Source organism: Mesorhizobium sp. WSM4821 (assembly GCF_055901555.1).
In genome coordinates, this window is sequence record NZ_CM148371.1 from 1,362,679 (window position 1) to 1,376,446 (window position 13,768).

The 13,768-nt window shown below is 64.3% G+C and carries 12 protein-coding genes; 7 read left to right on the top strand and 5 right to left on the bottom strand.

The window, feature by feature from the left end:
- Window positions 1-16: 16 nt before the first annotated feature.
- From trxA to AC0NID_RS06375, 3 genes are all read left to right on the top strand, one after another.
- Window positions 17-1,015 (top strand): thioredoxin, encoded by a 999-nt coding sequence (trxA, locus tag AC0NID_RS06365; protein WP_473451920.1) that lies wholly within the window; start codon window positions 17-19, stop codon window positions 1,013-1,015.
- 158 nt (window positions 1,016-1,173) lie between these two features.
- A complete protein-coding gene (locus AC0NID_RS06370) occupies window positions 1,174-1,845 on the top strand; it encodes an LON peptidase substrate-binding domain-containing protein (protein WP_473451922.1) in 672 nt (223 codons plus the stop codon).
- A 29-nt stretch (window positions 1,846-1,874) separates the two neighbouring features.
- Window positions 1,875-2,114 (top strand): Trm112 family protein, encoded by a 240-nt coding sequence (locus AC0NID_RS06375; RefSeq protein ID WP_473451924.1) that lies wholly within the window; start codon window positions 1,875-1,877, stop codon window positions 2,112-2,114.
- 68 nt (window positions 2,115-2,182) lie between these two features.
- Here the strand turns inward: AC0NID_RS06375 and AC0NID_RS06380 are convergent, their stop codons facing one another.
- Genes AC0NID_RS06380 through AC0NID_RS06390 form a run of 3 tightly spaced genes read right to left on the bottom strand, consistent with a single transcriptional unit; the run spans window position 2,183 to window position 7,888 of the window.
- Complete coding sequence (locus AC0NID_RS06380) at window positions 2,183-5,458, bottom strand: error-prone DNA polymerase (protein ID WP_473451926.1); 3,276 nt, start codon at window positions 5,456-5,458, stop codon at window positions 2,183-2,185.
- On the bottom strand, window positions 5,455-6,930 hold the full coding sequence (locus tag AC0NID_RS06385; protein WP_473451928.1) for a DUF6504 family protein: 1,476 nt from the start codon (window positions 6,928-6,930) through the stop codon (window positions 5,455-5,457). The genes AC0NID_RS06380 and AC0NID_RS06385 overlap by 4 nt, the downstream gene beginning before the upstream one ends.
- Entirely contained in the window at window positions 6,872-7,888 is a 1,017-nt protein-coding gene (locus AC0NID_RS06390; RefSeq protein WP_473451930.1) for an ImuA family protein, read from the bottom strand. Before AC0NID_RS06390 ends, AC0NID_RS06385 begins: the two co-directional genes overlap by 59 nt.
- A gap of 173 nt (window positions 7,889-8,061) precedes the next feature.
- On the opposite strand from AC0NID_RS06390, the gene AC0NID_RS06395 reads away from it, so the two are divergent.
- Entirely contained in the window at window positions 8,062-8,484 is a 423-nt protein-coding gene (locus AC0NID_RS06395) for a metallopeptidase family protein (protein WP_126036142.1), read from the top strand.
- Window positions 8,485-8,530: 46 nt separating this feature from the next.
- On the opposite strand, the gene AC0NID_RS06400 is transcribed toward AC0NID_RS06395, so the two are convergent.
- On the bottom strand, window positions 8,531-8,737 hold the full coding sequence (locus AC0NID_RS06400; protein WP_473451933.1) for a DUF1737 domain-containing protein: 207 nt from the start codon (window positions 8,735-8,737) through the stop codon (window positions 8,531-8,533).
- A gap of 3 nt (window positions 8,738-8,740) precedes the next feature.
- Window positions 8,741-9,643, bottom strand: a complete 903-nt coding sequence (locus tag AC0NID_RS06405; RefSeq protein WP_473451935.1) for an HpcH/HpaI aldolase/citrate lyase family protein — start codon at window positions 9,641-9,643, stop codon at window positions 8,741-8,743.
- Window positions 9,644-9,941: 298 nt separating this feature from the next.
- Here AC0NID_RS06405 and AC0NID_RS06410 point away from each other — a divergent pair, with 298 nt between their 5' ends.
- The 3 genes from AC0NID_RS06410 to AC0NID_RS06420 are packed head-to-tail and all read left to right on the top strand — an operon-like array spanning window position 9,942 to window position 13,750.
- Window positions 9,942-11,495: a DUF4153 domain-containing protein gene (locus AC0NID_RS06410; RefSeq protein WP_473451937.1), complete on the top strand. Its 1,554-nt coding sequence runs from the start codon at window positions 9,942-9,944 to the stop codon at window positions 11,493-11,495.
- Between the two features lie 3 nt (window positions 11,496-11,498).
- Window positions 11,499-12,194 (top strand): response regulator, encoded by a 696-nt coding sequence (locus AC0NID_RS06415; protein ID WP_473451939.1) that lies wholly within the window; start codon window positions 11,499-11,501, stop codon window positions 12,192-12,194.
- A 59-nt stretch (window positions 12,195-12,253) separates the two neighbouring features.
- Window positions 12,254-13,750: a sensor histidine kinase gene (locus AC0NID_RS06420; protein ID WP_473452637.1), complete on the top strand. Its 1,497-nt coding sequence runs from the start codon at window positions 12,254-12,256 to the stop codon at window positions 13,748-13,750.
- The last annotated feature ends 18 nt before the right edge of the window (window positions 13,751-13,768 follow it).

The following is a 13,768-nucleotide window of genomic DNA, read 5'->3' on the forward strand; positions in this document are numbered from 1 at the left end:
CCGAAAGGGTGACGAGATGAGCGACAACAATCCATTTGGCGGCCCATTTGGTGGCAATGGCGGACAGTATGCCACGTCGGTGCAGTATGGCGGCATCGATCCGACCCCCGCAAAAGTTGCGCTTGGCGAGCCGCCTGTCGCCGTCGACGTCATCAAGGATACGACGACCGCCACATTTGCCGCCGACGTTATCCAGGAATCGCGCCGACAGCCGGTGCTGGTCGATTTCTGGGCACCATGGTGCGGGCCGTGCAAGCAACTGACGCCGCTGCTGGAAAAGGCGGTCACGGCCGCCGGCGGCAAGGTCAAACTGGTCAAGATGAACATCGACGATCATCCTTCGATCGCCGGCCAGCTCGGCATCCAGTCGATACCGGCGGTCATCGCCTTCAAGGACGGCCAGCCGGTCGATGGCTTCATGGGCGCCATTCCCGAAAGCCAGATCGCCGCGTTCATCCAGAAGGTCGGCGGTAAGACCAATGGTGCGCCTCAGGTTGCCGAGGCGCTTGCCGCGGCCGCGGAGGCGCGCGACGCCGGCGATGCGCAGACGGCGGCGGATATCTACGACGCGATCCTGGAACAGGCGCCGGAGACAATCGAAGCGATTGCCGGGTTGGGCGATCTGCTGTTCGAGGCCGGCGATGCCGAGGGTGCCGAAGCCGTGCTGGCGCGGGCGCCCGAAGCAAAGAAAGATGCGCCGCCGCTCGCCGCGGTGCGCGCCAAGATGGCGCTTGCCGCGCAGGCATCCGCGCTTGGCAATCCGGCTGAGTTCGAGCGGCGCCTGGCCGAGAACCCCGGGGACCACCAGGCACGTTTCGATCTTGCCATGATCCAGAACGCCAACGGTGAGCGCACGGCCGCGGCGGACAATCTGCTGGCGATCGTCAAGGCCGATCGCTCGTGGAACGACGACGGCGCCAAGACGCAGTTGCTGCAGTTCTTCGAGGCCTGGGGCATGACCGACGAAGCAACGCTGGCGGCGCGGCGCAAATTGTCGTCGCTGCTGTTTTCCTGAGCGAGGCATAAGCTGTTTTTGCTTGATGGCCTTGCGGTCGGCGGCTGCTGCGCCAGATTAGTGGGCCAGTCCGTTTTTCGCTTGTGACGCTTGCGCGTCAGGTTGTGAAGAGTGGGCGGATTTGACGTGCTTCTCGAGGAAGCGAGCGGAGGATTGAAGTGCAGGCGGGAAACGCGCATTACCGGCTCGATACGGATTTGCCGTCGACGGTGCCGGTCTTCCCGCTTGAAGGCGCATTGCTGCTGCCGGGAGGCCGCATGCCGCTCAATATCTTCGAGCCGCGCTATCTGGAGATGGTGGATGAGGCGATCGCCGGCTCGCGGCTGATCGGCATCATACAGCCCAGCCTCGACGGCGCCCGGCGTGCCGATGGCGAGCCGGAGCTTTGCAATGTCGGCTGCGCCGGGCGGATCATCGCGCTTTCCGAGAGCGGCGACGGCCGTTACCTGATTTCGCTGCAGGGCGTGTGCCGGTTTCGCATCGTGCAGGAACTTACGGTCAAGACGCCCTTCCGCCAGTGCCGGTTTGCGCCCTTCCTCACCGATCTCGATGAAGATCAGGCGGAGGCCGGGATCGATCGGCCGGCGCTGCTCAAGGCGTTTCGCGCCTATCTGCAGGCCAACGATCTTGAAGCCGACTGGGAAAGCGTCAGCCGCGCCGAAAATGCCATGCTGGTCAATGCGCTGTCGATGATGGCTCCCTACGGGCCGGCCGAGAAACAGGCGCTCCTCGAAGCGGCGGACCTGAAGACACGCGCCGAAACGCTGATTGCCATCACCGAAATGGCGCTGGCGCGCGAAAACGAGGATTTTGGTTCGAGTCTGCAATAGGTTGGGCCTGCAAGGCCGAGGGGAATCCGATGGCGGATGGGCGTGACGGAAAGAATGCCAATGTCGACCCAAGGCTGCTGGAATTACTAGCCTGCCCGCTGACCAAGGGCCCGCTTGCCTGGGATCCGGAGCGCGGCGAGCTCATCTCGAGGGTCGCACGGCTTGCCTATCCGGTGCGCGACGGCATCCCGATCATGCTGCCTTCGGAGGCGCGCGCCATCCCCTTCGAAGAAGGATTACCGCCGCCGCGCCTGAGCGGACCGTCCTGAACACGTTGGGGTCGGCGCTGTTCCGCGGCCTCGTTAGGCGGTTGGCTTTCGTTCCGCCCGCACCGTGCCTATTGAAAATTACGCCCCTTCGGCATGACCTTTTCTGCCTTCCCCGATAGCGTCGCGATATCCTGCCGATCGTTTTGCACGACATGTGCGTCCAGCAGCACGGACAACCAAGGTGTCAAATCCTCGATCTTTTCGGCGACGATATGGATGACGTCGGATTCCGACTGCAGTTTGCCGGTGACGCGGACGAACCGCGCGCCCATGACAATGGGCCGGTAGCGGTTGAAGGTTCTTTCCCAGAAAATGACGTTGGCGACAGCCTGCTCGTCCTCCAGCGTCAGGAAAATCGCCTTGCCACTGCCCGGGCGCTGCCGCACGAGCACCAGGCCGGCGACCGAAACGCGCCTGCCATCCCGAACCTGGCCGAGCCGCGCATTCGGCGTGACACCGGAACGATCCAGACGCTGGCGCAGAAAGGCAAGCGGATGCGCCTTTAGCGACAGGCCGAGCGAACGATAGTCGTGGATGACATGCTCGCCGAGCGGCATTGTGGGCAGCTTGGTTTCGGGCTCGAGGTCGCGTAAGCGGATCGCCGGCTGATCGAACAACGGCAGGGTCTCGGCGGCGCTCCTGCCGTCGAGCGCGCGAACCGCCCACAATGCGTCGCGGCGGTCGAGGCCTAGCGAACGGAACGCGTCGGCTTGCGCCAGCTTTTCGATCTCATCGACGTTGAGGCCAGAGCGCAGCCAGACATCGCGAACGGATTCGTAGCCGTCGCCGCGTCTGGCGACAAACGCCTCCATGCGCTCCTTCGACAGACCCTTGACCTGGCGGAAACCCAGCCGGACGGAATGTTTGGTCTCAATGATGCCGCGCATCTGGGAATGTCGTTCGAGGATTCGGGCCGGATCGAAAGGCGTGGCCTCCAGCGCGCAATCCCAACCGGAAAAATTGACGTCGACCTCGCGAATTTCGACGCCATGGTCACGCGCGTCGCGGACAAGCTGAGCCGGCTGATAAAACCCCATCGGCTGTGAATTCAGGATCGCGGCGCAGAACACGTCGGGATAGAAGGTCTTGAACCAGCAGGAGGCATAGACCAGCAGGGCGAAGGAGGCGGCATGGCTTTCGGGAAAGCCGTATTCGCCGAACCCCTCGATCTGCTTGAAACAGCGCTCGGCGAAGTCCTTTTCGTAACCCCGCAAAACCATGCCGTCGACCATCCTCTTGCGATAATTGCCTATCGTGCCGGTGCGCTTGAAAGTGGCCATGGCGCGGCGCAGTTCATCGGCCTCGCCCGGCCTGAAGCCGCCGGCGACGATGGCGATCTTCATCGCCTGTTCCTGGAACAGCGGCACGCCCAGCGTCTTGCCGAGAATTTCTTCCAGTTCCGGCTTGGGGTATTCTGCCTTCTCCTTGCCCTGCCGGCGGCGCAGATAGGGGTGGACCATGTCGCCCTGGATCGGGCCTGGCCGCACGATCGCCACCTCGATGACGAGATCATAGAAGGTGCGCGGCCTGAGCCTGGGCAGCATGGACATCTGGGCGCGGGATTCGATCTGGAAGACGCCGAGCGTGTCGGCGCGGCAGATCATGTCGTAGACATCCTTGTCCTCCGGCGGGAGGGTGGCCAGCACATAGGGCCGGCCATAGTCATCGCGCGCATCAGGATAATGATCTTCGAGGAGGGTGAAGGCGCGCTGCAGGCATGTCAGCATGCCGAGCGCCAACACATCGACCTTGAGGATTTTCACCGCGTCGAGATCGTCCTTGTCCCACTCGACCATCTTGCGCTCGTCCATCGCCGTCTTGACGATGGGCACGATCTCATCGAGCCGATCCCTGGTGATGACGAAGCCGCCGACATGCTGCGACAGATGGCGGGGAAAGCCCATGATCTCGTTGGCGCGTTCGATCACCTGCCTTGCCAGCGGGTCGGTGCGGTCGATGCCGCCCGCGCTTGCCTCCTTTTCGCCGAGCTCGGAGGTCGACCAGCCCCAGATCGAGCTGGACAATGCGCTGCGGACATCATCGGACAGGCCCATCGCCTTGGCCACCTCGCGCAGCGCCGAGCGGCCGCGATAGCTGATGACGGCAGCGGCAAGCGCGGTGCGCTTGGCGCTGTATTTGTCGTAGATATACTGGATGACCACTTCGCGCTTTTCATGCTCGAAATCGACATCGATGTCGGGCGGCTCGTTTCTTTCCTCGGAAATGAAGCGCTCGAAAAGCGCGTCGATCCTGTCGGGTCCGACTTCGGTGATGCAGATGCAGAAGCAAACGATCGAGTTGGCGGCGGAGCCGCGTCCCTGGCAGAGTATGTCCTGGCTGCGGGCGAATTTGACGATATCGTAGACAGTCAGAAAATAGCGTGCGTAGTTCAGGCGCTCGATCAAAGCGAGCTCTTCCTGAATGCGCTTCGCCACATCGGCGGGAACGCCTGAGGGGTACCGTATCGCCGCTCCCTCTCGAGTCAGCCTTTCCAGTTCGGCTTGTGGTCCGAGACCCGATTCGGTCGGTTCGTCGGGATAGTTGTATTGGAGGTCACTGAGAGAGAAGGTCAATTCCCCGGCAAAGCGCAGCGTTTCCGCCAGCGCTTGCGGATGCCTGCGGAAAAGCCGTGCCATTTCCATTGGCGGCTTCAAATGGCGCTCGGCATTGGCCGCCAGTTCCAGCCCTACCTCGGCGACGGGCACGTTGAGGCGGATCGCCGTCAGCACGTCCTGCAGCGGACGCCGCTCGGCTGTGTGATAGAGAACGTCGTTGGTCGCCATCAGCGGAATGCCTGATGCCTCGGCCATGGCGGCTGCCTGCTCGATGCGGAAGCGGTCGTTGCCGTGATAGTCCGGCGAAACGGCAAGCCGAAGGCTCTTACCAAAGCGATCCTTAAGCCGGCTAATCAGCGCAAGATCACCTTCCGCCGGCGCTGACAGATCCGGCAGGACCGCCAGCGACATGAGATCGCCCCATTCGAAAAGGTCGTCGCGATAGAGAAGCGGTGCGCCCTTTTCGCTTTCATCGCGCATATTGGCTTGCGTCAGCATGCGGCACAGATGGCCCCAGCCCTTGCGGTTCTGCGGGTAGGCGAGAATATCCGGTGTGCCGTCGGCAAACACCAGGCGGCAGCCGGGATGATAGGAAAGGCCTTCCACCCTGGCCTGCTGCCAGGCGCGCACGACGCCCGCCACCGTGTTGCGGTCGGCAAGCCCGAGCGACGAAAATCCCAGGAACTTTGCCGCAACCACCAGTTCCTCCGGTTTCGAGGCGCCGCGCAGGAACGAGAAATTCGACTGGATGCCGAATTCGGCATAGGGAACGACCGTCAGCGCGTTCATGCGAAGACCCCATGCATGAACCAGCGCGGCGGGACTTGAGAGGCGCCGTAGAGACCCTGGCGGTAGAGCCAGTAACGGCGGCCGTCGCTATCCTCGATGCGGAAATAATCCCGGGTCGGCGCCTCTTCCTGTCCCGGTGCCTCCCGCCACCATTCCGGGGCGATGCGTTCCGGCCCTTCGGCACGCGCTACCCGGTAGAGCGCGCGCCGCCAGCGGAAGTTCATGGGCGGTCCCTCAGGCATTTCGGTGGCCGGCACCTCGATCGGTTCGGGCGAACGGAACAGCCGGATCGGCCGTTCCGGCCGAAAGACAGGCTTGGCGTCTTGTATCTTGTCCGGCTTCTTCGGCGGAGAGATCCTTTGCGGCGTTTCCGGGAAGGGAAGCATGGCGACTGCGCGCTCGGGCAGATGGCTCTCGACGGCAACCGGCTTCAAAACCGCGCTTTCGCCGAGCCGGGCGCGGATGCGATCGGCGAAAAGGGCGATGTCGGCGCCGTCATCGCTCGTCTCGCCGGCGAGATCCGCCTGCTGCATGTCGAAGGCCGCTGCCGACAGCACCGAGAGGCGCACGAGATCGAAGCCATAGCCGGCATCGATGTCCTGTTCGAGCGCGGCAAGTCTTTCGTGGAACAATTTCTGGATCAGCAACGGCTCGCGAAGGGGTCGCGACGTGCCGACGGCGATGCGGCTGACAGCGCCGTCGACGCGGAAAAGCAGCAGCGCCAGCATCCTTGCGCCCTCGCCGCGGCGCTCGAGGTCCGCCTTCAGCGTCGTCGCCAGCAATCGCACCAGCCGCTCTATGTCGTCGGTCAGCATGATGGGTTCGGAAAGGTGGCGTTCGACCGAAAGCGGCGCAACCGGCAGACGCGGCGACACGGCCTCGTCGAGGCGGCCCAGCGCCTGGTCGAGACGCAGAAGCAGCGATGCGCCGAAGCGGCGGGCGAGCGGCGCGCGGGGTGCCGCCATGACGGCGCCCGCCGTGCGCAGGCCAACGCTTTCCAGGCTGGCGCGGACATCAGGCTCGATGCGCAGCGCCGCCAGCGGCAAGGGTGCGAGAAGCGCCTCCTCCTGGCCACCGGGGACGATGCGGTCACCGGCAAACCGCGCCGCCGCCCAGGCAGCACCCGGTGTGGCGGCAAGGCCGGCGCGGACATCGAAACCCTGATGGAAAAAGCGCGACAGGATGTCGTCCAGCATCGACCGTTCACCGCCGAAAAGATGGGTGCAGCCGGTGACATCGAGGAACAGACCGTCGGTTGCGTCGAGCGCCACCAGCGGGGTGTAACGGTCGCACCAGTCGGCAAGGCTTTCGAGCAGGCGGCGGTCGGCCTCGGGATCGGCTTCCAGTACGTCGATCGAGGAATGCATGGCGCGCGCGTCGGCTATGCCCATGCCGCGCTTCAGGTGAAGCGCCTCAGCCCGCTCGTCGAGGGCGGCGATGCGCTGCGCGTTCCCTTGGCGATGGCTGATCACCAGGGGCAGGTGATGCGAAGGCCGGGAACGCCAGGACCGCCCCAGACGCTGCCGCAGGATCCTTTCCGCGGCGAGGTGCGGAAACCACAGGGACAGGATTCTTTGCCCGTTCTTTCCCGATGCGTCTTTCCTCGAAAACGTGTTCATGGGGATTCCACTCCAGTGTGAATTGTCCTGGCAAGGCCGTGCGGCTCTTGCCGATGTTGACGGTGAAGGCAGGGCGGCCGATCGAGCCGGCGAGCGGCCCGGCGATCGTCTCGCGGGATGCCGACGGCGCCGCCGACAGAACGAGGCGGACGGGTGCCGCCGTTGGCTCGGGCTCGCCGGCATGGCGCAACAGGAACACCGGCCGGCCGGCATTCTGCGCCCGGGCGTGCAGCCGCCGCGTCGCGGTGAGGTCGAGCCGCTGCGGACTGCCGCGGATTTCGAGGATGACGGCGGCGAGCGCCGTCATCCGGGCGGCCTCCTCGGCGGTCCACAGCGCATCGAGAAGCCTTGGCGCCTCGGAAAACAGCAATTGCTCCGGTTCGATGCCGAAAAGGGCGTGAAGCCCTCCGGCATAGGGAAAGCCCGCCTCCTGGAAGACCTCCGTGGTGCCGATCCACAGGACCGGCAGTCGCGGTCCCCGTTTGAGGATCAAGCTGACGAGCGACAGGGCGAAGCCGGCGACGGCCCCGGCATCGCGGGTCGCGGCGCCGTGGATCTCGCTCAGCGCCGCCTTCGGCAGGCCGCCGCTGAGCGCAGTATCTAAACCTTCGGCACCGGTACGCAGAAACGCGTCGGGCGTCGCCACGGCGAGGCCGCGGCGAACGATTGTTAGATTGTGGGGCGTGACATCCGCATCAACGGAGGCTGCGCCGGCCGGCGCCTCCAGGCGCTCGGGCAGTGTCCCTTCGATCTTCGCGATCTGGCGGCGCAGGGCGAAAACAGTCTCCCGCGCCACGGCGCTTGTCGCCATGACGGTCAGCTTCCACTCACAATTGTTCCTGTTATGTTCTAATAGATTCCAGAGGGCGTCCGAAGAGTCAAGCGGGGTCATAGGGAATTTATTCCTCCCCACGCCTGGGCGACAATCCAGCCATTTGCCGACTCCGGCTCGAAAGCCTATATGCCGGGATCAAAGGACAAAGCATGGCCCGCATCTACAAGACCCGCACCTGGCACGACCAGCTTTCGCCGTCGATGGAGGAAATGGAGTTCCTGGCGTTGGAGGCTTACGCCCATCTGCCGGAGGATTTTCGCAAGCTGACCGGCGAGATCGTCATCCAGATCGCCGAATTCCCGACCGACGAGATCATGGATGATCTATCGCTGGAAACGCCCTTCGACCTGCTCGGCCTGTTCGAGGGGCGCGGCATCGCCGAGCGCTGGAATCCGCAGACCGGTGAGGGGCCGAACCGCGTCACGCTCTACCGCCGCGCCATCCTCGACTACTGGGCCGAGAACGAAGAGACGCTGGGCGACATCGTCACCCATGTGCTGATTCACGAAATCGGTCACCATTTCGGCCTGTCGGACGACGATATGGAGCGGATCGAAGAAGCGGCGGAGTAGGCTGTGCTGATATCAGCACACCCTGCGTCGGGAGCTATGCAAGCCCCTACCAATCACTGAGATTAGTGTCGGGTCCGTAGTCCTGGCCCTCGACATCCTTTACCACGGCCTGACCGCAGCGCATGCTCTTGGTCTGCTTGTCGTAGGCATAGGTCGGCGAGCCGAACAGGTGCCAGCCCTTGTTCAACGCCGCCGTCACCTTGTGGCAGAAGCTGGAATCGTCGGGACCGGACAGAAAGCGGTAGAGTTTCATTTTTCATTCCTGTAGTGAGTTTGCCGATCTTGCCCCGATGGCGGCCGCCTTCGCCAGCAGTTTTTCGGCCTGCGCCAGATGCAGCCGCTCGACCATTTTTCCGTTCAGCGCAATGACGCCCTTACCGGCATTTTCGGCAAGCGCGAAAGCATCCTTCACCGAGCGCGCCTCGGCCACCGCTTCGGCAGATGGCGCAAAGGCCCGGTTTGCGGTATCGATCTGAGCCGGGTGGATAAGCGACTTGCCGTCGAACCCCATGGCGGCCGCTTCCAAACATTCGCGCGCAAAGCCATCCAGGTCTCGAAAATCATTGAAGACACCATCGAGCAGGTCGAGGCCGCCGGCGCGCGCGGCGAGCACCATCTGCATCAGCCACGGTGTGAGATAGCGCCTGTCGGGCGTGGCGAGAATGCCGGTCTCCTTGACCAGATCGTTCGTTCCGGCAACGAAACAGATCAGCCGCGAGGCCGGGTCGCGGCCAAGCTCGGCAATCGGTCCGATGTTGAGCAAGGCCTTGGGCGTCTCGATCATCGCCCATAGTTTCACCGCGTCGGGTGCAGAATTGTCGTCGAGGACGTCGCCGGCTTCCAGAATATCGCGCGGACTGACGACCTTAGGCAGCAGGATGGCGTCGGGCTCGCAGCTTGCCGCGGTCAGCAGATCGTCGGCGCCCCATTCGCTGGAAAGCGCGTTGATACGCACGACCATCTCGCGGCACCGGTCGGGGCGATTGGCGAAAACATCAGTCAGCCGTTCCCGCGCGGAAAGCTTGTCGGCCGGAGCGACGGCATCTTCGAGATCGATGATGACAGCGTCGCAGGCCAGCGACGAGATCTTGGCCAGCGCCTTGTGGTTCGAGGCCGGGACGTAGAGCACCGAGCGGCGCGGGCAGCAGGTTTCGGTCATGCCCGATCTATGCCGCCTGGAGGCGGCTGAGGCAAGCCGTCTCGCCCTGCACGAAAACTGCACGGGATTGCGGAAAATCTCCTCGAATCCGCCCTGCCGACGGCATTCCGATCCGCGAAAAGGGCAGTATGCCTGAGCAAACAAGTTCCCGTTTGTCCCTTCCGTACCGGCTCCGTAGCGAAGATTGGTGGCTCGCCGATCCGCCCCGGACGCATCCGTCGGCGACCCTCCTCCCCTTCATCCGCAAGTCTCCACCCCGGTATGCCGGCCGGATCAAAGCCGCTGAGAAAATCCGATCATGACATCGTTCCTTACGGCGGCGCCGAGCTATTGCATGCGATTTGGCGTGGCGGCCCTCCTTGCCGCGCTGGCCGATTTCTTCTTCTACGGCCAGCCCGTCGGCATAACGCTTTTCCTGTTCGGCATAACGCTTGCCGCCGCAGCCGCGGGCATCCAGCCCTTGGCGCTCAGCGCCCGCGGTCTATGGCTCGCACTCGGCGGCTTGCTTGTCGCGCTGTTGCCGCTCATTGAAAATGTCAGTGCGCTGTCCGTCGCGATCGGGTTTGCGGCGATAGCCGCCTTCGCGCTTTTGCTGGCCGGCCGGCTGCAGCACGGACTTCCCCGCATTGTCGGTCAGGTCGCTCTCTTCCTGCTCGCAGCGCCATTTCGGTTCATCCGCGACTTCTTTCGCTGGCGCAAGGCGGCGCGGCGGCTTGGCCGGCGGCGCGTCCGCCTCGCGGCGATCGCCGTCTGGATCATGCCACTGACCCTGGGCGCGGTATTCCTCACGCTGTTCGGCGCCGCCAATCCAGTCATAGAACACTGGTTATCGCTGATCGATCTCTTTGCGTTGCTCGACTTCATCCAGCTGCCGCGGCTGGCCTTCTGGCTGTTCGTGCTGGACGGCGTCTGGGCCTTCCTGCGTCCGCGCCTGCCGCGCTCTTTCCGCACCGCGCGTCGGCCGTCCCCTGTCCCTGTCGCCGGCGACGTGCCAACCACAAAATCCGCCACGGCGATCGAGGACGTCATCTTCGGCAAGGCGGCGATCCTTCGCGCGCTGGTCGTCTTCAACATCCTGTTTGCAGTGCAGACCGCGCTCGACGCCACCTATCTGTGGGGCGGCATCGCCCTTCCCGACGGGCTGACTTACGCCGCCTACGCGCATCGCGGCGCCTACCCATTGATCGTCACGGCGCTGCTCGCGGCCGGCTTCGTCCTGGCGGCGCTGCGGCCGGAAAGTGCTCCCTCCAGCGATCCGCTTATTCGCCGGCTGGTCTATGTCTGGGTGGCGCAGAACATCGTGCTGGTCATCTCGTCGATCCTGCGGCTCGACCTCTATATCGGCGTCTATGCGCTGACCTACTGGCGCGTCGCCGCTTTCGTCTGGATGGGGCTGGTGGCGGCGGGCCTCGCCCTGATCATCACCCGTATCGCGCTTGAAAAGTCCAACGAATGGCTGCTTTCCGCCAATCTTCTGACGTTATCGGTGACCCTCTATGCCTGCTCCTTCATCAACTTCGCCGCGCTGATCGCCAACTACAATGTCGAGCACTCATTCGAAATGACCGGCCAGGGCACCCGCCTCGATTTCTGGTACCTTCGTTCGCTCGGGCCAGATGCCTTCCCGGCTCTGGACCGTTTCCTCGAGCTCCAGAGAAGGACGATTGCCGCCAACGATCCCCCTTGGCGCGAGCTCGCCGGCCTGCACGGGCGGGACAAGGCCGGTTACCATGACGGCCAAGAAAACTGGCGCGCCTGGAGCTTTCGCGATTGGCGGCTCCTTCGCACTCTCGACACACATATCCCGTTCGTGGTTCCTCAGAGCTCCGAACCCTTCGTGCCGGGCCGCTGATCCATGCCGCATAATATCCTGATCGCCGACGATGATCCGCACATCCGCGAAATCATCTGCTTTGCGCTCGAAAAGGCAGGGATGAAGACGGTTGCCGTATCCGATGGTGCCGCCGCATTGCAGGCGGTCGAGCGTCGCGCGCCCGATCTCGTCGTGCTCGATATCGGCATGCCGGAGATGGACGGGCTGGAGGTCTGCCGGCGGCTGCGGCACATATCGGACGTGCCGGTGCTGTTCCTGTCCGCGCGGGATGAAGAGATCGACCGCATCCTAGGGCTCGAAATGGGTGGCGACGACTATGTCACCAAGCCTTTCAGCCCGCGTGAGCTGGTCGCCCGGGTCAATGTCATCCTGCGCCGCGCCCGCCCGACAAAGGCGGAACAGGCCGACGACAGGCAATTCTCGCGTGGCAGACTGGCCTTGGTGCCGGCCAGCCACGCCGCCAGTTTCGACGGCAAGCGGCTGGTGCTGACCTCGATCGAATTCGCGATCCTGAAAGGATTTCTGGCGCGCCCGGCACATGTGCTCGGCCGCGACATGGTGATGGCCAATGCATATGCCGGCAACATCCATGTCGCCGACCGCACTGTCGACAGCCATATCCGCAACATCCGCGCCAAGCTGGCGGCAGCCGGCTGCACGGACGCGATCGAGACCGTGCATGGCGTCGGCTTCAGGCTGGGCCGGTGCGGCGCGTGACTGCGCAGAAATGGCGGCCGCGCCTCGCCACGATCGTTGTTGCCATCCTGATCATGGTGATGGCGCTGCCGCTGGTCGGCCTGTTCTTCTTCCGGCTCTATGAGAACCAGCTGATCCGTCAGACCGAGGCCGAGCTGATCGCGCAAGGCGCCGCCCTTGCCGTGATCTACGCACAAGAGGTCCGCGACGCCGGCATCGCCACCGAAAAGCTCGGGGCGCCCGTGCCTGCCGACAGCGACAATCCGGACTCTCCCTACCGGCCGATCGAGCCGCGCCTCGATCTCGCCTCCGATACCGTTCTCCCGACCCGGCCTGCGCCGACGGCCGCCGCCATCGATCCCGCCTTCGCGGCGATCGGCGCGCGGCTGTCGGGCATTCTTGCCGAGACCCAGAAAACCACGCTTGCCGGCTTCCGGCTCCTCGACCCCAGGGGTGTCGTCATCGCCGGACGTGAAGAGGTCGGGCTGTCGCTCGGCGCTGTAGCAGAGGTTCGCGCAGCACTGGCCGGTCGCTATGCCAGCGCGCTCAGGCTGAGGATCTCGGACGAGCCGCCGCCGTCGCTCTATTCGGTCAGCCGCGGCACAAAAGTCCGCGTCTTCGTCGCCATGCCGGTTGCCGTCGACAGCAAGGTCGCCGGCGCGGTCTATCTGTCGCGGACGCCGAACAACATCGTCAAGCACCTCTATGGCGAGCGCGGCAAGGTGGTGCTGGCGGCGATCGCCATCCTTGGCGGCACGATGCTCATCGCCCTTGTCTTCCTGCGCACCGTCAGCCGGCCGATCTACGCTCTGATGGAACGCACGAAACGCATCGCCGCGGGCGACCGCGAAGCGATCAGGCCGCTCGACCATCACGGCACGCGCGAGATGGCGGCACTTTCCGACGCTTTTCTCGACATGGCCGAAAAGCTGCATGCGCGCTCGGACAGCATCCAGACATTCGCCACCCATGTCTCGCACGAGCTCAAATCGCCGCTGACGGCAATCCAGGGGGCGGCCGAACTGCTGCGCGATTCGGGTAGTGCAATGGACGAGGCCGAGCGGCGGCGCTTTTCGGACAACATCGTCACCGACGCCGGGCGGCTCAATTTGCTGGTGCGCCGCCTGCTCGATCTGGCGCGCGCCGAAAATCTCGCGCCCAGCGGCCAAAGCGCGTCGATCAGCACTGCACTGGCGCTGCTGCCGACCGAGAGCAGGCTGGCGGGGCGCGTCGAGGCCAGCGGCGATATTGGTCTGCCGATGTCGGCCGAAAACGCGGCAATAGTTCTTGCCAATCTCATCGACAATTCGGTGCGGCATGGTGCGACGCTCGTTTCGATCGCGGCGGCGAGCGCGGACGGCAAGGCGACGATCCTGGTGAGCGACAACGGCGCCGGCATTTCGCCCAGCAACCGCGGGCGGGTCTTCGAGCCGTTTTTCACCACGCGCCGAGATTCGGGCGGCACCGGCATGGGCCTCGGCATCGTGCTGGCCCTCCTGAAAGCGCATGATGGCACGATCAGACTGGTTGACTCCGACAGCGGCACGCGCTTCGAGATCATCCTGCCGGCTGCGTGATCGACACGGGCGGTTTGA